We start from the raw sequence: 20,812 nt of genomic DNA on the forward strand, positions 1-20,812 counted from the left end.
AGCCGGAGTTCGATCCTCACGGATAGTGACTGATGCCCACATTCGACGAGATAGCCGCCTTCGTCACCGAGAAGCCGTTCGCCACCGCTGTCATCGCCCTGCTGGGCCTGGCCTCGCTCGTGCTCGCGTTCCTGTTGCTCAGGATCACCTGGCGGGCCGGGGCCTTCCTGTTCACCCGCTACGTCGCACCCCGTCCCATCGAGGACGTGCTCACCATCGTGGCCGCCTCCATCGCGACGGGCGTGTCCGCGCAGGGCATGTGGCGCTTCTCCGGCGACGTTCTCGGGCTCGACGGCCCGCTGCGGCTGCTGCTGTTCGCGTTCATCGAGGTCGCGATCATCACCTCGGCCGTACGCGCCCGCCGCAACATGCGGGAGAACTTCTCCGCCGGCATCGACGGCATCGCCGTGTGGGCGCTGACCTGCCTGACCGCGGTGCTGTCCAGCATGGACGCGCGCAGCCTGCCCGAGGCGCTGTTCCGGCTCGCGGCGCCGCTCGTGGCCGCCTGGCTGTGGGAGCGCGGCATGGCCATCGAGCGCCACCGCATCAGGGGCACCGGCCGCATCAACTGGCGGCTCACCCCCGAGCGGCTGATGGTGCGGATGGGCCTGGCCGAGGTGAGCGACCGCACCGCGAGCGAGGTCGACGCGCACCGGCGGCTCACCCGCGTCGCGCTGGCCGCCAAGAAGGCCAAGGCGCTGCGCGAGGGCGGCGCCCCCGAACGCAAGATGCGCGCCGCGCTGGCCCGGCTGGACAAGGCCATGGACCAGGCGGTCGAGCACACCGGCCTGGCCGTCGACCCGGGCCGCCAGGAGGCGCTGCTGGCCCAGATCGCCGCCCTCTACAACACCTCCGCGCTCATCGACGCCGACCCGCGCGTGCCCTGGGAGCCCACCGCCGACCACCACCCGGTGCCGGCCCGCCCGGCGCTGCCCCCGGCGCTCGCCGAGCTGGTGGACGACGAGGACGAGGACGTCGAGGTGCTCGACCGGGCCCCGCAGGTCGTGGACACCGCCCAGCGGGCGGCGCTCATGCGGGCGGCGCGCGACTACTGGGACCGGCAGATCGCCAAGGGCATCGTGCCGCGCACGGTCGACATCGCCCAGGAGATCGGCCTCTCGCTGTCCACCGCCCGCGAGTACCGCGCGCTGTGGAAGCTGGAACCCGCCGCCCACGCCCTCATCGAGGCCCTGTACCACCAGCACGGCATCGTCGACACCGGCGCCTTCCCGGCCATCGCCGACGACGGGCGGGTGCTGACCAAGTCCCGATGAGGGAGCGCACGCTCGAACGGGTCAGGAAACTGCTGGCCAAGGCCGAGCGCACCGACAACGAGCATGAGCGGGCCACGTTCATGGCGGCGGCGTCCGCCCTGATGGCCAAGCACGGCATCGACACCCTCGCCCCCGGCCCCGGCCCCGGCTCGGGCCGTCGGGTCCCCGGCGACCGGATCGTGACGCTGAGCGCTCCCTGGGCCAGGGAGAAGGCCCGGCTGGTCAGCCTGGTGGCGCAGGCGGTGCGCTGCCGCCCGCTGCTCATCGGCGCGTCCGCCGCGGACTGCGGCGGGCAGCGGGTGCACGTCTTCGGCTTCGCCGCCGACCTGGAACGCGCCGACGTGCTGGCGACGTCACTGCTGCTGCAGATGGCCTCCGGACTGGCCGGGGTACGCCCGCCGCGGGACGCGGTCTCGGCCCGGGCCTACCGCCGGTCGTGGCTGCTCGGCTTCGCGGACGAGGTGTACCGGCTGCTGTGCGAGGCGGAGAGGCGGGCGGAGGCCGAGGCGCCCGCGGCGGGCACCGCGCTGGTGCTGGCCGACCGGCGGGCGGAGGTGGAGCGGGCGGTGGCGGCCCGCTACCCGAGGGTGCGGATGAGCGTCCCGCGCACCAGCGGCACCGGCTACCGGGACGGCGCGGCCGCGGGACGGCGGGCCGACCTCGGGCGCCCCCGGATGGGCGGGCGCGTCGCGGCTCTATCGTGGGAGCCATGCTGACGAGCTGGCGCGCGGTGGCGGGGCGGTCGCGGGCGGCCGAGGCGGTCGGGGCCGAGCTGGTCGCCCGGTGGTCGGAGCCGCATCGGCGTTACCACACGCTGGAGCACCTGGCCGCCGTGCTCACCGCGATCGACCGGCTGGCCGGCGCCGCCGAGGACCCGGCGGCGGTGCGGCTGGCCGCCTGGTTCCACGACGCCGTCTACGACGGCCGGCCCGGCCGCGACGAGGAGCGCAGCGCCCAGCTGGCCGAGTCGAGACTCCCCCGCTGCGGCGTGCCGGCCGCCCGGGTCACCGAGGTCGCCCGGCTGGTGCGGCTGACGGCCGCGCACGACCGGCTGGTCCCGGGCGACCGCGACGGCGAGGTGCTGTGCGACGCCGACCTGGCGGTGCTGGCCGGGCCCGGCTACGACGACTACGCGGCCAGGATCCGGCAGGAGTACGCGCACGTGCCCGCCGGGCCGTTCAGGCAGGGGCGGGCCGAGGTGCTGCGCCGGCTGCTGGCCACGCCTCGGCTCTACCGCACCCCCGAGGCGTACGCGCTGTGGGAGGCGGCGGCCCGGGCCAACCTGGGCGGCGAGCTAGCGGCGCTTGCGGCGGCGCAGCCCGGCGTCGATCAGGCGGTGCAGTAGCTCGCGCGAGCTGACCGCCTCGGCTCCCAGGTCGACCGCCATCCGGTGGACGGTCTCGGGCACGTCGTAGTGGTCGCGGTCGAAGGCCCGCACCGGCATGCCGAGCCGCCCGGCGAAGGCGTGCAGCTCGTCCAGGGAGTGGTCGCTGACCAGGTGCGACCACATGAGGCCGCGCGGCCCCGGCCAGTGCGGAGGATCGATGAGCACCGTCACGACCTCAAGGTTAGGACGTCAAGGTCAAAACGTCAGGGTCAGGACGTTCGGGTCACGACCTCATGGGCAGGACCCTGCCGCGCACGGCGAGCTCGCCGAGATCGGTCACCACCAGGTCGGCGCCGTGTTCGCGCAGCTCCGCGGCGGCGCCGTCCTTGTCGACGGCGATCACCAGGCCGAATCCGCCCTTCCGGCCGGCCTCGATGCCCGGCAGGGCCGCCTCCACCACGGCCGCCCTGGCCGCGGGCAGGCCCAGCCGGCGGACGGCCTCCAGGAACAGCGCCGGGTCGGGTTTGCCCGGCAGGTGCATCAGTGCCGCGTCGTTGCCGTCGACCAGCAGGTCGAACAGGTGGGCCACGCCCGCCGAGGTGACCAGCCTGCGGGCGTGCAGGCTGGCCGAGACGCCCGCGACACGCGCGCCCCGGCGGCGCAGCTCGTGCAGGAGCGCCACGGTGGACGGGAACGCCGCCACGCCGTACTTGTCCACCTGGGCCAGGAAGAGGTGGTCCTTGGCCAGGCCGAGCCCGTGGACGGTGGGCGCGCCCGGCTCGTCGTCGGGGCCGCCCTCGGGCAGGTCGATGCCGCGTGAGGCCAGGAAGGTGCGGACGCCGTCGAGGCGTGGCCGCCCGTCGACATGCTGGAGGTAGTCGGCCCGGATGTCGAAAGGGGCCGCCGAGCGGCCGCGTAGGAAGGCGTCGAACACGTGTTTCCAGGCGGCCGCGTGCCCTCGGGCGGTGTCGGTCACCACGCCGTCGGTGTCGAACACGACGGCGCTGATCGCGGTCAGGTCGATGGCGGGCTCGTTCACACTTGTGAACGTAGCTGGATTACCACGCGACCGGTAGCTTCTCCACGCCGTAGACGATCGAGAGCGGCCGGAACGGCACCTCGCCCGCGACGTGCAGGTCAGGGAAGCGGCGCAGCAGCGCGGGGAAGGCGATGCGCATCTCCATCTGGGCCAGCGGCGCGCCGACACACCGGTGGATCCCGTGGCCGAACGACAGGTGCGAGCCCACCGTGGCGCGATAGGGCTTGACCTCGTCCATGTCGTCGCCGAGGCTGGGGTCGCGGTTGGCGCCGATCAGCGAGCAGAGCACCAACTCGCCCTTCTTGATGGGCTGTCCCTCCAGCTCCAGGTCCTCGCGGGCGAAGCGCGGGAAGGCCACCTGCACGACCGTCATGTAGCGCAGCAGCTCCTCGACCACCTCGACGACGTAGCCGTCGACCTCGCGGACCTTGGCCGCCTGCTCGGGGTTCTCCATCATCCAGAGGGTGCCGAGCGCGAGCATGCTGGTGCTGGTGTCGTGGCCGCCGGTCAGGATGCCGTCGGCCATGCTGGCCAGGGTCCGGTCGTCGAGCTCGTCACCGTGGTCGCGCAGCAGCTGGCCGAGCAGCCCGTCGCCGGGGTTCAGCCGCTCGCGGGCGACGAGGTCGATGAGGTAGGCCATCGCGTCGTTGATCGCCTGCAGCGACGCCTCGGGCCCGGCCGTGAAGTCGAAGCGGTCGACGCTGAGCTTCATGAAGTCGGCCCGCTCCTCGTACGGCACGCCGAGCAGTTCGCAGACCACGAGCGACGGGATGGGCAGCGCGAACGACTCCACCAGGTCGGCCGGGGAGCCCTTGGCCTCCATCTTGTCCAGGTACTCCTCGACCATGGCCTCGATGCGCGGCTCCAGCCGGCGCAGCCGGCGCATGGTGAACTCGGGGGTGAGGTACTTGCGCAGCCTGGTGTGCTCGGGCGGGTCGCGGAAGCCGAGGCCGCCCGGGTCCTCCTGGTTGGAGCCCAGCCCGATCACGTTGCCGAAGTCGTTGCTGAAGCGCTCGTGGTCGCCGAGCACGTTCCGCACGTCGTGGTAGCGGGTGACCAGATAGACCGTCTGGCCTCCGGGGATCGACATGGGGAAGATCGGCTGCTCGGTTCGGATGCGAGCGAGCTCCGCCACCGGGTCGAAGCCCTCCCGCATGAACTGGACGAGGGGGAACTCTGAATCTGACATCACAATCCGTCCTGCTGAGGCACTACACCTAACGGGATAAATCCCTCCACGATGGTCCCATCTGGACGGACGAGCTCTGGCCAGAGCCGGCCGGGCATGGGCGTCCTGGTCACCTCGCCGGGCGGCGGGACCGTGGGGCTCTCCCGGGCCGAGGCCGGGGGCCGGCCGATGGTGAGCGTGCGTCGCCCGCGCGATCGCTTGCTCACAGGAGCCTCCTAGGCCGACCGGGTCCATTGTGCGCCACCACGGCCTCCGCCGCGATGCCTCACGGACACCGAATCCCTCGGCGCCCGGCCGGCGGCGTCGGCGGGCCGCCGTGAACCGCTCCGCCCGGCGCCGCGTATCTCCTGGTGACCACCAGTGGCTGGCTGGCCGCATCCGACCATCCGGAAGGGGCTGACGGCAGTGCGACCTCCACGTGGCCGTCCCGTTCTCATCGCCGCCTGCGCCGCCCTCGTGGCCGTCGGCGCCTGCGGGCTCCGTCCTCAGCCCACCGGCACGACGAACGTCGTCACCGTGGGGACCGCCCCGCCCGCGACCAGCCTCCCGGACCTGGACCTCGACCCTCCCGCGGAGTCGGCGACGCCCACGGCCGGCGCCGAGGCCGACGACAGCACCTGGCAGACCAAGTGGGGCCCGCTGTCGGCCGCCGACCGTGACCTGGTCAAGAAGGTACGGCTGGCCACCCTGTGGGAGATGACCATCGCCCAGCAGGCCATGCAACGGGGCGACAGCGCCCGGATCAGGACGATCAGCGAGGAGATCGCCGAGCAGCACCACGGGCTGGACGAGCAGGCCCGCGCCCTGGCCACCAAGCTGGAGATCCAGCTGCCGGTCCGGCCGACCGACACCCAGCAGGAATGGATGGCCGACATCTCCGGCCGGTCGGGCAGGTCGTACGACGTCACCTACGTGAAGTGGCTGCGCCTGGCGCACGGGCAGATCTTCGCGCTGATCGGCGCGGTGCGCGGCAGCACCCAGAACACGCTGATCCGGCGCTTCGCCGAAGCCTGCAACGCGGCAGTGCTGAACCACCAGCGTCTCCTGGAGAGCACCGGCCTGGCCGGTCCCGAGGCCTTCCCCACGCCCCCCAAGACATAGCGGGGTGGTTCGCCGCGTCCCGCAGCCGAGGCCCGAGGGACATAGGCCCTGTCACGGACCGTACGATATGGACGTCCGAAAAGTGACAAACCAGGTTGTTCCTGTCGGAAATATGGAGATATACTCGCCCACCAGGATGGACAGCCCCGGTGGTACACGCCCCCTCCGGCAGACAGAACCAGGAACCATGCGAATCTCCCCAGCGCTCACCACTGCCGCCGCGCTCCTCACCCTCGCCGCGTGCGGCGGTCAGGGTGCGGACGGCTCAGGCGGTTCCGCCGCCCCCGCCTCCTCCGACAAGTCGATCATCCTGATCACGCCCAACCCGGTGGGCACCAACAGCTTCCTCCAGCTCGGCGTCAAGGGCGCCGAGGCTGCCGCCAAGGAGATCGGCGCGTCCTTCAAGCTCTACGAGAGCAAGGACCCGACCAGCATCGCGCAGAACGTCGACGCGGCGGTCCGCGCCAAGCCGACCGTCATCGTGGGCATCAGCTTCTCCTTCGACGACGTCTTCAACACCGTGCCCAAGCAGCACCCGGAGCAGCAGTTCCTGCAGGTCGACTCCTGCGCCAAGGACCAGGCGGCCAACCTGGCGTGCGTGTCGTTCAAGGAGCACGAGGCGGCCTACCTGGCCGGCATCGAGGCCGGGCTGCTCACCAAGAGCGACAAGATCGGCGTCGTGGCGGCCATCGACTCGCCGTTCGTGCACCGGTGGATCGACCCGTTCTTCGCCGGCGCCACCTCGGTCAAGGCGGGCGTCACCGGCACCCCGCTCTACGTGGGCGGCAACAACCCCTTCAGCGACCCGGCGCGGGCCAAGTCGCAGACGCAGACGCTCACCGGGCGCGGCGCCGACATCGTCTCGGCCGCGGCCTCGGGCGGCAACCAGGGGGTCTTCGAGGCGGTCGCGGCCTCGGGCGCGAAGGCGTTCGGCGTGGACGTCAACCAGTGCGCGTCGAGCGCGGGCAACATCATCGACAACGTGCTCAAGCACGTGGACGTGGCCACCGTCGCCGCGATCAAGGAGATCGCCGAGGGCAAGAACGGCGGCGTCAAGGTCTACGGCCTGGCCGAGGGCGGCGTGGGCGTCAACGCGCTGGAGGACGACGTGGCCTCCTCGGGCTGCACCATCGCCGACAGCCCCGAGGTGATCGCCAAGGTCAAGCAGGCGCGCGACGACATCGTGGCCGGCAAGATCACCGTGGCCGACCCGCTCAAGGGCTAGCCGTGAGCGTCGCCGCCACCGGTGACGGCTCAGCGGCGCCCGCCGCCGAGCTCGTCGGCGTCACCAAACGGTTCGGTCCCGTGCTCGCCAACGACGGGATCGACCTGGCGGTCGCCCGAGGAGAGATCCACGCCGTCGTCGGCGAGAACGGCGCCGGCAAGTCCACCCTGATGTCCGTGCTCTACGGCCTGCATCGGCCGGACGCCGGTCACGTGCTGCGCGACGGGAAACGCATCCGGCTGCGCTCCCCCGCCGACGCCATCGCGCACGGACTCGGCATGGTGCACCAGCGTTTCCGGCTGTTCCCCGAGCTGACCGTGGCGGAGAACGTCGTGCTCGGCGCGGAACCCGTCCATCGCGGCGCGGTCGACCGGGCCGCGGCCCGGCGCGCGGTGGAGGAGCTGGGCGAACGGTACGGTCTGCGGGCCGATCCGGCGGCCCAGGTCGGCACGCTGCCGGTCGGCGTACGGCAGCGGGTGGAGATCCTCAGGGCGCTCTACCGGGGCGCCGAGGTGCTGATCCTGGACGAGCCGACCTCCGTGCTCACCCCCGGCGAGGCCACCCGGCTGTTCGAGGTCCTGCGCACGGTGACCGCCACCGGCGCGTCCGTGCTGCTCGTGACGCACAAGCTCAGCGAGGTGCTGACCGCCGGTGACCGCGTCACCGTCCTTCGCCAGGGCCGCGTCACGGGGCGGTTCGACACGGCCGGCACCACCGCCGCCGAACTCGTCCAGGCGATGATCGGCCGCACCCTCGGCTCCGCCGGACCCGCCCGGTCCACGACCGGGCCCCGCGAGGCGGCGTACGCGCTGGAGGTGCGCGACCTCAGCCTGAGCGACCGCGACGGCGTGGCGCGGCTGTCGGGCGTGTCGTTCGGCGTGCGGCCCGGCGAGATCGTCGGCATCGCCGGCGTGGCCGGCAGCGGTCAGCGCGAGCTGATCGACGCGGTGACCGGGCTGAACGTCCCCGGGCCGCGTGATTCCGGGCAGGTCCTGCTCGGCGACGCGCCCGTGAGACGCGGCAGGGACCCCGAGGTCGCCTATGTGCCCGAAGACCGCCACGGGCGGGGCACCGCGTCCGAGATGTCACTGGCGGAGAACCTCCTCATGGGCGACCAGCGCCGGCCGGGCTCCCACACCGGACGGCTCGGCCTGTCCAGGGCGGCCGTCCGGGCCAGGGCACGCGACCTGGTCGAGAGGTTCTCGATCAGCGCGGCGTCGGTGGACGTGCCCATCGGCGCGCTGTCCGGCGGCAACGCGCAGAAGGCGGTGCTGGCCCGCGAGCTGTCCCGGCGCACTCCCGTGATCGTGGTCGAGGAGCCGACGCAGGGCGTGGACGTGGGCGCGCAGGAACGGATCCACGCGCTGCTGGCCGAGGCCCGCGACCGCGGTCAGGCGGTGCTGGTGCAGTCGAGCGAGCTGTCGGAGCTGCGCGCGTTGTCGGACCGGATCCTGGTGATGTTCGAGGGCCGGGTGGTCGCCGAGTTCAGCGGCGACGAGGCCACCGAGGCACTCCTCGGCCAGGCGATGACCGGAGCCACGACCGGAGCCACGACCGGAGCCACGCCTGAAGCCACGCCTGAAGCGACGCCCGGAGCCACGCCCGTGGCCACGAGTGGAGACCCGGCATGACCACGCCCGCGCCCGGCACGCCCGCGCCCGACACGACCGCCGCCCCGGGCGGAGAGCCGCGAGACGGCGGGCCGTCGCCGGGGGCGCGCGTCCTCGGATGGGCGCGCCGGATCGTCCTGTCGACGCCGGTGCTCGCCATCGGCGGCGCGCTGGTGCTGACCACGCTGGTGATGCTGGCGGTCGGGGTGGACCCGTCGCTCGCCTATCCGGCCTTGCTGCGGGGCGCCCTGGCCGACGGCAACCTGGAATACACCATCGCCGCGTTCGTGCCGACGCTCGGCATGGCGCTGGCGTTCGCGATCCCGCTGCGGGCCTGTGAGTTCAACCTCGGCGGCGACGGCCAGATGGCGATCGGCGGCGTCACGGCCGCCGCGATCGCGCTGCACCTGCCGATGGTGGCCGGGGTCGCGGTCGTGCTGCCGCTGGCCGCCGCCGCGCTGGCCGGCGGGCTGGTCGCGGGGCTGTCCGCGCCGCTGCGCACCCGGCTCGGCATTCCCGCCATCGTGACCACGCTGCTGATCAGCACCCCGGCCGTGGCGTTCGCCTCCTACCTGGTCCGCTTCCCGCTGGGCGAGCAGGGCACCGGCATCGCCCAGACCCCGCCGCTGCCCGACGCGACCCACCTGCCCGCGCTGGCCGGCAGCTCCTACGTCACGATCGGGCTGCCGCTCATCGCGCTGCTCACCGTCGCCTGGCTGTACGCCGACTCGCGGACCGTTCTCGGCTACGAGATCCGCGCGACCGGGCAGAACCGCGACTTCGCCCGCTACGGCGGCGTGGCCGTCAACCGCCTGGCCGCCGTGACCCTGGCCGGCGGCGGCGCGTTCGCCGGCCTGGTGGGCGCGCTGATCGTGCTCGGCCCGCCCTACAGGTACGTCGACGGCGCGCTCACCGCGCCCGGCTACACCTTCACCGCCGTGGCCGCGGTGCTGCTGGCGACCGCGCGGCCGATCGCCGTGCCGTTCGCCGTGGCGCTGCTGACCGTGCTGCAGGTGGGCGGCCAGGGAATGGAACGCGAGGCCGGGGTGCCCAGCCAGCTCACGCAGATCGTACAGGGGCTGATCATCGTGATCGTCGCCGTGTTCGCGACCGTCCGGCACCTGAGGGCGCGGCGGGGGGCGGGCGCGTGAACATCTTCGAGGCGTCGTTCCTGGCCGCCGTGCTCACCGCCACGACGCCGGTCGTGCTGGCCGCGCTCGGCGGGCTGATCTGCCAGGTGGCCGGCGTGTTCAACATCGCGCTGGAGGGCCAGCTGCTGTGGGGCGCGTTCACCGCGGTCGTCTTCAGCCACCTGACCGGCAGCGCCTGGGCGGGCGTCGTGGGCGCGATGATCGTCACCCTGGTCTACGCGGCGGTGCTCTCGCTCGCCTCGGTGACCTTCCGGGCCGACCCGATCGTGGTGGCCGTGGGCACCAACCTGCTGGCCCTGGGGCTGACCGCGTTCCTGATGCGGCAGATCTTCGGCAGCGGCGGCACCTACAGCTCGCCCGACCTTGCCGGGCTGCCGACCCTCGCCGAGCTGGGGCTCGACGTGCCGGTGCTCGGATCGCAGTCGCCGCTGGTGCTGCTCGCGTTCGTGCTGGTGGCCGTCGTCGGGTGGTGGCTGCGCCGGACCCGTTCCGGGCTGCGGCTGCGCGGCATCGGCCAGCACCAGGCGGCCGCCGCCGCGCTCGGCCTGAAGGTCGGCGGCTACCGGCACGGCGTCGTGCTGGCGGCCGGCGCGCTGTGCGGGCTGGCCGGCGCGCAGCTCGCGCTCGGCAACGTGACGCTGTTCAGCGAGGGCATGAGCGCGGGGCGCGGCTGGGTGGCGGTGGTCGCCGTCATGCTGGGCGGCGTGCTCCCCTGGCGGGTGCTGCTCGCCTGCCTGCTGTTCGGCGTCGCCGAGGCCGTGGGCTTCCGGCTCCAGGGGGTGGGGCTGCCGCAGCAGGCGGCCGACTCCGCACCGTACGTGATCACATTGTTCGCGCTGATCCTGGCCGGTGTGGCGGCCAGGCGGCGCCCGAAGGAGATCTCTTGACCGGATCCGGGACGGGAACCCCCGCGCTGGCCCACTCCGTCCGCTTCGCGGGCGACGCGGTGGAGATCCTCGACCGCCGCGTCTACCCGTTCGAGCGGCGCTGGGTGCGCTGCGCGACCAGCGAGGACGTCGCGGTGGCCATCGAGCGGATGGTCACGCAGAGCTCGGGCCCGCTGTACGCGACCACGGCCGGCATGGTCCTGGCCGCCCGGGAGGCGCGGCACGAGCCGCCCGGCGCGGCGGCCGAGCGGCTGCGGGCGGCGGGCGCCCGGCTGATCGCGACCCGGCCGACGAACAACCACATCCGTGACGCCGTGCGCGCGATCCTGGACGACACGGCCGACGGGCCGCTCGCGCAGGCGTCCGGCGAGGAGCTGGCCGGCGCCGTCGAGGTGGCGGCGGCCGGGCACGACGCGGCCTACCGGGCACGCAGCGCGGCGCTCGGCCGGCACGCCGCGGGCCTGCTCCACGACGGCGCTCGGGTGCTGACCCACTGCTGGGCCGACGCCTACCTGATCGCGACCGTCGAGGCGGCCCGCGAGGCGGGCAAGCGGCTGGAGTTCGTCTGCACCGAGACCCGCCCCTACCTGCAGGGCGCCAGGCTCACGGCGGCGACGCTGGTGGAGATGGGCTACCGGCCCACGCTGATCACCGACGGCATGGTCGCCGCCGCCCTGGCCGACGGGCTCGCCGACGTGGCGCTGGTCGCCGCCGACCGGGTGACGCTCGACGGGCACGTGGTCAACAAGGTCGGCACGCTGGGCGTGGCGCTCGCCGCGCGGGAGTTCGGGGTGCCGTTCTACGTGCTGGTGCAGGCGCCCGACCCGCTCGCGCCCGGCGCGGCCGACGTCGAGATCGAGCACCGCGACGGCGACGAGGTGCTGAGCGTGCTCGGCGCCCGCACCGCCGCCGAGGGCGTCGCCGGCTACTACCCCGCCTTCGACACCACCCCGCCGCGCCTGGTCACCCGCATCGTGACCGAACGCGGCGTCTACCGTCCCGAACACGTAAAAGAGGCAGTATGACCGAGACGCGACGGATTGTCGTGGACACCGACACCGGCATCGACGACGCCCACACCCTGCTCTACCTCGCCGGGCGGCGCGACGCCGAGATCGTCGCGGTCACCTCGGTGTTCGGCAACTGCGTCGAGGAGGACGCGGTGCGCAACATCGGCTACGTGAACGGGCTGCTCGGCCTGGACGTGCCGGTGGCGCGCGGCGCGGCCGAGCCGCTGGCCGGAGTCGCGCGCATCGCCGGCTACGTGCACGGCAAGGACGGCCTCGGTGACCTCGGCTACGACCGGCCGCTGCCCGAGGTCACCGGCGAGAGCGCCGCCGAGCTGCTGGTACGGCTGGCGGCCGAGCAGCCGGGCGAGCTGGACCTGCTGGCCCTCGGGCCGCTGACCAACCTGGGTGAGGCGCTGCGCATCGACCCGGACCTGCTCACGAGGTATCGGTCGGTGGTGCTGATGGGCGGGTCGGGGCCGTACGCTCCGCCCGGCACGGTGCTGATGGTCGACGCGAACATCGCCAACGACCCGGTCGCGGCCGCCGCGGTCTTCGCCGCGCCGCGCGCCGAGCTGGTGATGGTCGGCGTCAACGTCACCGGGACGACCATCCTGCACGAGCGGGCCATCGCCGCGCTGCGGGCCACGGACACGCCGAAGGCGAGGTTCGCCGTGGCGATCCTGGACTCCTACATGGACTTCTACCAGAACGAGTGGGGCCGCCGGATCATCCCGCTGCACGACCCGCTGGCCGCCGGCATCCTGCTGGACCGGGGCTTCGCCACCGCCTGGGCCGACGGGCCTGTCAACATCATGAGTGACGGCTTCATGTCGAGGGCGCGGCTGATGCGCACCCACGACGGCCTGCCGCCGTCCTTCCCGTACGAGCCGGCGCCCGACACGCGGGTGATCACCGCGGTCGACGCGCCGCGCTTCGTCGCCGATTTCGTGGAGGTGCTGACCCGATGAGCAACCCGCCCAGCTGGATCGTGCTGGACATCGAGGGCACGACGAGCTCGACCGAGTCCGTCCACGTGGGGCTCTACGCCTATGCCCGTCCCCGGCTCGGCCCGTGGATCGACGCGCACCGCGACGACCCCGACGTGACCGCGGCCGTGGCGGAGACCGGCGGCGCCACGGCGGAGGAGACCGTGGCGATCCTGCACGGCTGGATGGACGGCGACGTCAAGGCGACGCCGCTGAAGACGCTGCAGGGGCAGATCTGGGCCGCCGGGTTCGCCGCCGGGGAGCTCACCGCGCACTTCTTCCCCGACGTGCCGCCCGTCCTGCGCCGGTGGCACGAGGAGGGGCGCCGGCTCGCGGTGTTCTCCTCCGGATCGGTCGCGAGCCAGCGGCCGTGGTTCAGGCACACGACGGCCGGCGACCTGTCGGTGCTGGTCGAGCGGCACTTCGACACGGTCAACGCGGGGCCGAAGCGGGAGCCGGGCTCCTATCTGAAGATCGCTGAGGCGCTCGGGACGCCGCCGGGCGACCTGCTGTTCCTGTCGGACGTGCCGGCCGAGCTGGACGCCGCGGCGGCGGCCGGCTGGCGGACGACCGGCGTGCGCCGGCCGGGAGAGCCGAGCGAGGCGGCCGGCTTCGGCGCCCATCCCGTGGTCGCGTCATTCGAGGAGATCGAGGAGATCAAGTGAACGTCCCCACCACGCAGGGAGTGCTCGACGCGGGCGCCCGGCTCGCCGTCGAGGCCGCCCGCTTCACCTCGTTCGGCTGGATGCGCGGCACGTCGGGCAACCTGTCGGAGGTGGTGACCCGCGATCCGCTGCGGCTCGCGGTCACCGCCAGCGGCCTGGACAAGGGTGAGCTCACCGCCTCCGACGTCGCCGTGGTCGGGCCGGACGGCGGTCCGGTCGAGGTCGGCGGCATCGCCCCGCTGACGCCCTCCGCCGAGGCCGGGCTGCACGCCCGGATCGCCGGAGTGAGCGGCGCCGACGCGATCGTGCACGTGCACGCGCTGAACGCGGTGCTGGCCGGCCACCACTGGCCGGCGGGCGTGCGGCTGCGCGACGTCGAGACCCTCAAGGGCATCGGCCGCCTCGCCCACGACGACGAGGTGGTCATCCCGGTGATCACCAACAGCCAGGACATGACGGAGCTGGGCGACCGCTTCGAGGCCGCCTACGACCCGCGCACGCCCGCCGTGATCGTCGCCGACCACGGCCTCTACACCTGGGCGCCGACGCTGAAGCGGGCCCGCCACATCACCGAGTGCGTGGAGTGGCTGCTGGCCTACGCCATCGCCATCCGCTGACCCCGGCCCAGGTCCCGGCCGGGCGGCCGGAGCCTGGGCCGAGCGTGCTCAGGACGCCGCGGCGGACAGGAGGGCGCCGACGCGGTCGAACAACGGCTCCGGCCGGTCGGCGGGCCGGGTGAGCAGGTGGCGGGCGGCGTGCAGGACGCCGCGGATCGCCTTGACGCGCCGCTCCTCCGGGAGCGTCTCGATGTCGGTGACGCGGGAGAAGCCGATCACCCGGCGGGCCGCCTTGGCCGCGCCGAACGCCGCCGCGTCGGCGTGGACCTTGGCGAGGTAGGCGGCGAGGACGCCGTCGCCGTAGACGCGCGGATCGGCGCGCTCCGGCCACAGGGCGGTGAACTCCGCCTCGAACGCCTCCCAGGTCCGCGTGGCCAGCCCGAGCGCCCACGCCGCGTGCTCCTCGTCGCCGAGCGCGAAACCGCGCGCCGCGGCCAGCACGTAGTTGCCCCACAGCGCCCCGATGTCGAACCCGACCGGACCGTAGAAGGCGAACTCGACGTCGAACGCGCGCGTCGAGCGGGCGACGCCGGGTCCCTCGGCGCGGACGAGGACGGACCCGGTGTGCAGGTCGCCGTGGATGAGCGCCTCGGCGTGCGTCATGAACGCCAGCTTGGCCAGCCCGATGGCGGTGCGCACCCCGGGGTCGCCCGCGTAGGCCGCCACGTCCGGCTCGTTGGCGGGCAGGATCCGGTTGTGCTCGTGCTCGATGTACGGCTCGGTGAAGACGAGGTCCTCGGTGATCTCGCACAGCTCCGGATTGACCGACGCGGCCAGCCCCGCCTTGTGCGCCTCGGCGCCCAGACCGAACACCGACGTGCCGAAGCCCACCCGGGCCACGTAGCGCCCGAGGTCGCCGGCCACTCCCTCGTCGCGCAGGCCCTCGTTGAGCCGTCCCCGCCACACCTGGTGGTCGGACAGGTTCTCCAGGGCCACCACGTGCCTGGTCTCGTCGACGTCGTACAGCGCGGGCACCAGGCCGGGCGCCGCCGCGCCGTGCGCCGCGAGCACGGTCGCCTCGATCCGGTTGCGGTCGGGGGTGATGGGCCAGTCGGGGTCGACGCGCACGTACGGCATCGACTGCTTGAGCACCACGCCCGGCCCGTCCTCGGCCTCGACGGCGAACACGAGGTTCATGTTGCCGTCGCCTACCTCGCGGACCCGCGTGATGCGCGCGGGGTCGACGAGCCGGGCCAGCGCGGGCCGGCCGGCGATGTAGGCGGGCACGTTCTCGACGTTGAGCAGTTCGTACGACTGCCCCGCGTCCGCCACCAGGGTCAACGGAGGCTCCTCTCTCCACGTCCGGGCGTCAGGGTGTAGCTGACGACGAGCGCGCCCACGAGCAGCGCTCCCTGGACGAAGGTCTGTGCGTAGTAGGGGGCGTTGAGCATCGTCATGCCGTTGATCATCACCCCGATGAACAACGCCCCCACGACGGTACCCAGCGCGTTGGGCCGGTTGGCGCCCAGCACGGCGAAGCCGATGAGCGCCGCGGCCACCGACTGGAGCAGGTACGGGTCGCCCGCTCCCACGTCTCCCCGGCCCAGCCGGGCGGACAGCATGATCCCGGCGACCGCCGCGCACAGTCCGGACACGACGTAGGCGAGCGCCCGGTAGCGGGCGACCCGGATGCCGGCGAGCCTGGCCGCCTCGGCGTTGCCGCCGATCGCGTAGAGCGCCCGGCCCCAGCGGGTGTGGTTGAGCAGCACGTACACGGCGACGGCGAGCAGCGCGAAGATCACCACGGGCACCGGGACGGGCCCGATCCTGCCGCCGCCGAGCCAGGCGAACCCCTCGGTGTAGCGGCCGGGCGCCGGCGTGCCGTCCACGGTCATGCCCGCCGAGACCGACTGGCCGGAGGTGAGGATCAGCGCGAGCCCCTGGAAGAGGAACATCGTGCCGAGCGTGGCCACCAGGTCGGGCACCCGCGCCACCACCGTGAGCAGCGCGTTGACCCCGGCCACGAGCAGCCCCGTCACCAGGCCGGCGACGATCGCGGTGGCGCCGGTGAGGTTGAACCTGACCATGGCGAGCGCGGTCACCATCACGACCGCGCCGACGCAGGCTCCGGCGGACAGGTCGAAGCCGCCGGTGGTCATCGAGACGGTGACGCCGAGCGCGACCACGCCGACGACCGCCACCGACTGCAGCACGATGAGCGCGTTGGCGAAGGTGCCGAACGCGGGCCGGAGCACCGCGAAGATCACCAGCATCGCCACGAGCACCACGACCAGCCCGTACCGGTAGGCGAGCGAGGCCGCCTTCGCGCCCCGCGCGCCGGTCGGGCGGGCGCCGCCGTCGACGTCCGCGGTCCGCTGTCCGGCCGCCGTCATGCCGCTCCTCCCGTCGGCGCCTCGGCCGCCGGCATGGTCGCCGACGTCCCGGTCCCCGACATGAGGGCCGCCAGGCGCTCGGCGGTGGCCTCCGCGACGGCCAGCTCGCCGGTCGGCGTGCCGTCGTGCAGCACCAGGACCCGGTCGGCCAGCTCGACGATCTCCTGCGGGTCGGACGAGGCGACCACCACCGCCATGCCGGCGGCCTCGCGGACCACCCGGCCGATGTCGGCGCGCGCGCCGACGTCCACGCCCCGGAACGGCTCGTCGAGCAGCAGGACGCGCGGCGCCGCCTCCAGCCAGCGGCCGACCACGACCTTCTGCTGGTTGCCGCCGGACAGGGTCTCGATGGGCGCCTCCGTCCCGGAACCGCGAACGCCGAAGCGATCGGTGACGCGGCGGGCCGCGGCGGCCTCCGAGCGGCGGTGGAGCAGGCCGCCGCGGCTGTGCGCGCGGAGCATGGGCAGCGACACGTGCGCCCGCACGGACCAGCCGGGCACGATGGCCTGGGCGGCGCGCTCCTCGGCGGCGAACGCGACACCGGCCGCGATCGCCGCGTGCGGATCCCCGGGCCGGTACGGCGCGCCGTCGAGCCGCAGCTCGCCGGAGACGAGCGGCCGGGCGCCGCCGAGCTGTTCGAGCAGCTCGGTCTTGCCCGCTCCGACCAGCCCGGTGACGCCGAGCACCTCGCCCTCGCGAACCTCCAGGTCGAACGCCTCCCGGCCGGGGGCGATCCGGATCCCGGTGGCGGTCAGCACGACCGCTCCCCTGTCGCCCGGCGTGGCGGCCTCGGTGGCGGTGGCGGAAGCCGTGGCCAAGGCTGTGGCGGGCGCGGCGAACTCGCCGAGCATGGCCCCGACGATGGCCGCGCGGGTGAGCGGGGCGGTGAAGGTCCGGCTCACCCGGCCGTCGCGCAGGACGATCACGCGGTCGCACAGCGACTCGATCTCGGCCAGGCGGTGCGACACGTACAGGACGGCGACCCCCGACGCGGCGGCCTCGCGCACCTTGACGGCCAGGGCGTCGGCCTCCCTCGTGGAGAGCGTCGAGGTGGGCTCGTCCAGGATGAGCAGGCGCGCCTGGCGTGACAGGGCGCGGGCGAGCACGATCTGCTGGCGCGCGCTGGCGGGCAGCGTCTCGACCGGCGCGTCGAGCGGCAGCGAGAGCCGGGCCGCCTCGGCGATCGACCGGGCCCGCGTCACGATGGAGCGGCGCGTGGTGAACCAGCCGCCGCTCCGGGCGATGGAGTCGAGGGTGAGGTTCTCGGCCACCGTGGTGCCGAAGACGACGCCGTCGTCGATGTTCTGGTGCACGGTCTGCACGCCGGCCGCCTGGGCGTCGAGCGGGCTGCCCGGCGCGAAGCGGCGCCCGCCGAGCGTGAGCGTGCCCGCGCTCGGCCGGGTGGCTCCGGAGAGCACCTTGATCAGGGTGGACTTGCCCGCGCCGTTGGTGCCGATCAGCCCGGCGATCTCGCCGGGCCGCACGTCCAGCGTGACCCCGTCGAGGGCCCGGGTCGCGCCGTAGGTCTTGGACAGCCCGGACACCGCGATCGCGGGCTCGGTCACGACGCTGCCCAGGGGACGCGGGCCACGTCCGGCGTGTTCAGGGCGGGGATGGCCTGGGTGAGCTGCTCGATGTTGGTGATCGCGCCGTCGCGCAGTTGCCGCTGCGTGACCAGGGCCGGCGGCACCTTCAGCTCGGGGCCGACCTTCTCCCCGGCGACGAGCAGGGCGGCGGCGCGGACGGCGACTCGGCCGACGTTGGACGGGTCGGTCGTGGAGGTGGCCACCCACGGGCTGTTCGGCTCGGTCATGACGCCGATGTCGGCGGTCGAGATGTCCGCGCCGTAGACCTTGATCTTGTCCTGGAGGCCGAGTTCCTTGATCGCGAGCGTGGCGCCCTTGGCGAACTCGTCGTACGGGGCGAAGATCGCCTTCACGTCCGGGTTGGCCTGGAGGGCGGCCTTGGCCTGGTCGGCGACGGCGGACGCGGTGGAGCTGTTGACCACGCCGATCTGCGCGACCTGCTTGATGCCCGGGTTGTCCTTCTTGAACTGGGTCCAGGTCTCGTCGCGCCGGTCGAGCGGGGCGAACCCGGCCACGTACACGTAGACGACCTCGCCGCTGCCGCCGGTGTCGGCCTTGAGCGCTCCGAGCGCCTGCTCGGCGATCTGGTGGTCGTCCTGGGAGAGCACGACGGCCTTGGGGGTGCCGGGGTCGACGTCGAAGGCGACCAGCGGGATGCCGGCGTCGGCGGCCTTCTTGACGGCGGGCTGCACCGTCTGGGCGAAGCCGTGGTCGACGATGATCGCGTCGGCCTTCTGGTTGACGGCCTGCTCCAGGTTGAGGGCCTGCTTGTCGTTGTTGCCGTCGCCGCTGGAGATCTCCAGCCGTACGTTCAGCGCCTTGGCCTCGGCTTCGGCTCCGGCCAGCCACTGCTCGAAGTAGTCGCCTGAGGAGAGCTGCCGGACCAGCGCGATCCGTACGTCGCCGGACGCGAACTCGGTGGGCACGGCGGCCGTCGGCGCCGACTGAGGGCTCGGCGGGGGCGCGGAGGTGGCGGGGGCGGCAGCGGTCGTTCCCTGGGAGCAGCCGGCGAGCGCGAGAACGCTCAGCGCGAAAGCGGCTCCGATATGTCTTGCACGGATCACATGGGGATGCTAAGCGCAGGTCACCGCAATTGTCTACTTTTCCTGTAGGATTTGTACCACTGTCCGGTTGGTAGCACAATCAGGGTATGACATACCTGACCGTGTACACGGACGCCGACGCCCCCGAGACCCTGCTGCGCACCGAGGACCCGGCGGAGGTCGCCGCCGCCCTCAAGGAGATCGACGTTCGGCTGCGCCACTGGCCGGTCGTCGACGGCCTCGCCGATGACGCCGGGCAGGACGAGATCCTCGAGGCCTACCGCGACCAGGTGGCCAAGGTCGTCGCCGAGGAGGGCTACACCTTCGTCGACGTCGCCCAGCTCCACCCCGACGACACCCCCGACTGGGCCGAGCGCGCCGCCGCGGCCCGCGCCAAGTTCCTCAACGAGCACACCCACGACGACGACGAGGTGCGCTTCTTCGTCAGCGGCTCCGGCATCTTCTACCTGCACGTCGGCGGCAAGGTGCACGCCGTGCTGTGCGAGCCCGGCGACCTGCTCAGCGTGCCCGCGAAGACCACGCACTGGTTCGACATGGGCACCACGCCCGACTTCACCGCGATCCGGTTCTTCCACGACGACGACGGCTGGGTCGGCGACTTCACCGGCGACTCCATCGCCTCGCGCATCCCCGACTACGACACCATCGCCGCCGGCCGCTCCTGATCCGGCCATCGCGCGGCCCGTGACGGGTTCCCGGCCACGGGGCGCCGAGCGAGGTTGATCTCGCTAACTTTTATATAATAGTATTGATGGCGTCACAGATCATCGACTTTCGGCGGGAACGGATCGATGCGCGTCGGCGGGATCGAGAGGGTGCACTGCTACGGCGGGTTCGCCATCGATGCGCTGGCGGCCGCGAAGGACGCCCTCGGCGGTCGCGAGGTGGTGGCCTGCCGGACGGCGCCGGAGTTCGCCGCCGAACTCCACCGCGTCGAGGCCGTCCTCGGCTTCGACATGCCGGTGGAGGACTGGTCCGTGGCCGGGCGGCTCCGGCTCGTCCATCTCATCGGCTCGGGCGTCGACAGCCTGCTCCCGGCGAAGGGCCTGTCGCCGGACGTGCGGGTGGCCAACGCGCGGGGCCTGTCCGCGCCGGCCATGGCCGAGTTCGCGATCGCGACGCTCCTCGCCCTGGCGAAGCGGGTGCCCGACGCGCTGGCCAGCCAGCGGGCCCGCGAGTGGCGGCGGCACCCGCCGATGCCGGTCTCGGGCACGACCCTCCTCGTGGTGGGCGCCGGACCGGTGGGGCGCGAGGTGGCCAAGCGCGGCAGGGCGCTCGGCATGCGGGTGATCGGGGTCCGCCGGACCACGGGCCCGGTCGCGGAGTTCGACGAGACGCACGGCGCCGACCGCTTCGCGGAGCTGGCCGCGCGGGCCGACGCCATCGTCATGGCGGTCCCCGCGACGGCGCGGACGCGGCGGCTGCTGGACGCCGCCGTCCTCGACGGATGCCGTCCCGGCTGCCTGATCGTCAACGTCTCGCGCGGCGAGGTCGTCGACGAGGACGCGCTGGCCGTCAGGCTGCGCGCGGGCTCCCTCGGCGGCGCCGCGCTCGACGTGTTCGAAAGCGAGCCGCTGCCGGTCACCAGCCCGCTGTGGGGCGCGCCCAACACCATCCTCACGCCGCACGTGTCGTGGCGCTCCCCGGACTACCCGGCGCGCCTGGCCCATCTGTTCGCCGAGAACGTCCGGCGCGTCGAGTCCGGCGAACCGGTCGTCAATCCCGTCGACCCCGCACAGGGGTACTAG

At 73.3% G+C, this 20,812-nt stretch carries 21 protein-coding genes; 14 read left to right on the plus strand and 7 right to left on the minus strand.

Translation table 11 applies throughout. The features are described 5' to 3' along the window. The first annotated feature begins 32 nt into the window (after nt 1–32). From IEY82_RS20325 to IEY82_RS20335, 3 genes are read left to right on the plus strand one after another with little or no spacing between them, the layout of a single operon-like run. Nucleotides 33–1,274 (plus strand): hypothetical protein, encoded by a 1,242-nt coding sequence (locus tag IEY82_RS20325; RefSeq protein ID WP_189125741.1) that lies wholly within the window; start codon nt 33–35, stop codon nt 1,272–1,274. Continuing rightward, nucleotides 1,271–1,990 (plus strand): DUF2786 domain-containing protein, encoded by a 720-nt coding sequence (locus tag IEY82_RS20330; RefSeq protein WP_189125742.1) that lies wholly within the window; start codon nt 1,271–1,273, stop codon nt 1,988–1,990. Before IEY82_RS20325 ends, IEY82_RS20330 begins: the two co-directional genes overlap by 4 nt. Next, nucleotides 1,984–2,619 carry an HD domain-containing protein gene (locus IEY82_RS20335; protein ID WP_189125743.1) on the plus strand — a complete coding sequence of 212 codons (636 nt, stop codon included), beginning with the start codon at nt 1,984–1,986 and terminating at the stop codon, nt 2,617–2,619. Before IEY82_RS20330 ends, IEY82_RS20335 begins: the two co-directional genes overlap by 7 nt. Here the strand turns inward: IEY82_RS20335 and IEY82_RS20340 are convergent. The 3 genes from IEY82_RS20340 to IEY82_RS20350 are packed head-to-tail and all read right to left on the minus strand — an operon-like array spanning nt 2,569 to nt 4,829. Then, nucleotides 2,569–2,832, minus strand: a complete 264-nt coding sequence (locus tag IEY82_RS20340; RefSeq protein WP_189125744.1) for a DUF4031 domain-containing protein — start codon at nt 2,830–2,832, stop codon at nt 2,569–2,571. The two genes, IEY82_RS20335 and IEY82_RS20340, sit on opposite strands and share 51 nt — an antisense overlap. A gap of 52 nt (nt 2,833–2,884) precedes the next feature. Then, a complete protein-coding gene (locus IEY82_RS20345) occupies nt 2,885–3,640 on the minus strand; it encodes an HAD family hydrolase (protein WP_189125745.1) in 756 nt (251 codons plus the stop codon). A gap of 19 nt (nt 3,641–3,659) precedes the next feature. Beyond that, the gene (locus tag IEY82_RS20350) at nt 3,660–4,829 is read right to left on the minus strand and encodes a cytochrome P450 (protein ID WP_189125746.1); all 1,170 of its coding nucleotides are present in this window, start codon (nt 4,827–4,829) and stop codon (nt 3,660–3,662) included. Nucleotides 4,830–5,234: 405 nt separating this feature from the next. On the opposite strand from IEY82_RS20350, the gene IEY82_RS20355 reads away from it, so the two are divergent. The 9 genes from IEY82_RS20355 (at nt 5,235) to mtnB (ending at nt 14,081) form a co-directional block, all read left to right on the plus strand. Next, nucleotides 5,235–5,930, plus strand: a complete 696-nt coding sequence (locus tag IEY82_RS20355; RefSeq protein ID WP_189125747.1) for a DUF4142 domain-containing protein — start codon at nt 5,235–5,237, stop codon at nt 5,928–5,930. A gap of 187 nt (nt 5,931–6,117) precedes the next feature. Continuing rightward, a complete protein-coding gene (locus IEY82_RS20360) occupies nt 6,118–7,155 on the plus strand; it encodes a BMP family lipoprotein (RefSeq protein WP_189125748.1) in 1,038 nt (345 codons plus the stop codon). Between the two features lie 2 nt (nt 7,156–7,157). Further along, nucleotides 7,158–8,786: an ABC transporter ATP-binding protein gene (locus IEY82_RS20365; RefSeq protein ID WP_189125749.1), complete on the plus strand. Its 1,629-nt coding sequence runs from the start codon at nt 7,158–7,160 to the stop codon at nt 8,784–8,786. Continuing rightward, entirely contained in the window at nt 8,783–9,916 is a 1,134-nt protein-coding gene (locus IEY82_RS20370; protein ID WP_189125750.1) for an ABC transporter permease, read from the plus strand. The genes IEY82_RS20365 and IEY82_RS20370 overlap by 4 nt, the downstream gene beginning before the upstream one ends. Continuing rightward, nucleotides 9,913–10,803, plus strand: a complete 891-nt coding sequence (locus tag IEY82_RS20375; protein ID WP_225263423.1) for an ABC transporter permease — start codon at nt 9,913–9,915, stop codon at nt 10,801–10,803. Before IEY82_RS20370 ends, IEY82_RS20375 begins: the two co-directional genes overlap by 4 nt. Next, a complete protein-coding gene (locus IEY82_RS20380; RefSeq protein WP_189125751.1) occupies nt 10,800–11,828 on the plus strand; it encodes a s-methyl-5-thioribose-1-phosphate isomerase in 1,029 nt (342 codons plus the stop codon). Before IEY82_RS20375 ends, IEY82_RS20380 begins: the two co-directional genes overlap by 4 nt. Next, nucleotides 11,825–12,781, plus strand: coding sequence for a nucleoside hydrolase (locus IEY82_RS20385; protein WP_189125752.1), 957 nt, complete (start codon nt 11,825–11,827; stop codon nt 12,779–12,781). Before IEY82_RS20380 ends, IEY82_RS20385 begins: the two co-directional genes overlap by 4 nt. Then, nucleotides 12,778–13,464, plus strand: a complete 687-nt coding sequence (gene mtnC, locus IEY82_RS20390) for an acireductone synthase (RefSeq protein ID WP_189125753.1) — start codon at nt 12,778–12,780, stop codon at nt 13,462–13,464. The genes IEY82_RS20385 and mtnC overlap by 4 nt, the downstream gene beginning before the upstream one ends. Further along, a complete protein-coding gene (gene mtnB / locus IEY82_RS20395; RefSeq protein WP_225263425.1) occupies nt 13,461–14,081 on the plus strand; it encodes a methylthioribulose 1-phosphate dehydratase in 621 nt (206 codons plus the stop codon). Before mtnC ends, mtnB begins: the two co-directional genes overlap by 4 nt. Before the next feature lie 48 nt (nt 14,082–14,129). Here mtnB and mtnK read toward each other — a convergent pair whose 3' ends face one another. The 4 genes from mtnK to IEY82_RS20415 are packed head-to-tail and all read right to left on the minus strand — an operon-like array spanning nt 14,130 to nt 19,064. Beyond that, on the minus strand, nt 14,130–15,353 hold the full coding sequence (gene mtnK / locus IEY82_RS20400; RefSeq protein WP_225263466.1) for an S-methyl-5-thioribose kinase: 1,224 nt from the start codon (nt 15,351–15,353) through the stop codon (nt 14,130–14,132). Between the two features lie 5 nt (nt 15,354–15,358). After that, nucleotides 15,359–16,414 (minus strand): ABC transporter permease, encoded by a 1,056-nt coding sequence (locus tag IEY82_RS20405; protein ID WP_189125755.1) that lies wholly within the window; start codon nt 16,412–16,414, stop codon nt 15,359–15,361. Next, nucleotides 16,411–17,979, minus strand: a complete 1,569-nt coding sequence (locus tag IEY82_RS20410; RefSeq protein ID WP_189125756.1) for a sugar ABC transporter ATP-binding protein — start codon at nt 17,977–17,979, stop codon at nt 16,411–16,413. Before IEY82_RS20410 ends, IEY82_RS20405 begins: the two co-directional genes overlap by 4 nt. Next, entirely contained in the window at nt 17,976–19,064 is a 1,089-nt protein-coding gene (locus tag IEY82_RS20415) for a substrate-binding domain-containing protein (protein ID WP_189125757.1), read from the minus strand. Before IEY82_RS20415 ends, IEY82_RS20410 begins: the two co-directional genes overlap by 4 nt. A gap of 86 nt (nt 19,065–19,150) precedes the next feature. Here IEY82_RS20415 and IEY82_RS20420 point away from each other — a divergent pair, with 86 nt between their 5' ends. Further along, entirely contained in the window at nt 19,151–19,729 is a 579-nt protein-coding gene (locus IEY82_RS20420) for a 1,2-dihydroxy-3-keto-5-methylthiopentene dioxygenase (protein ID WP_189125758.1), read from the plus strand. A 126-nt stretch (nt 19,730–19,855) separates the two neighbouring features. After that, nucleotides 19,856–20,812 (plus strand): D-2-hydroxyacid dehydrogenase, encoded by a 957-nt coding sequence (locus IEY82_RS20425; protein WP_189125759.1) that lies wholly within the window; start codon nt 19,856–19,858, stop codon nt 20,810–20,812.

The organism is Nonomuraea cavernae (assembly GCF_014646355.1).
Taxonomy (GTDB): domain Bacteria; phylum Actinomycetota; class Actinomycetes; order Streptosporangiales; family Streptosporangiaceae; genus Nonomuraea; species Nonomuraea cavernae.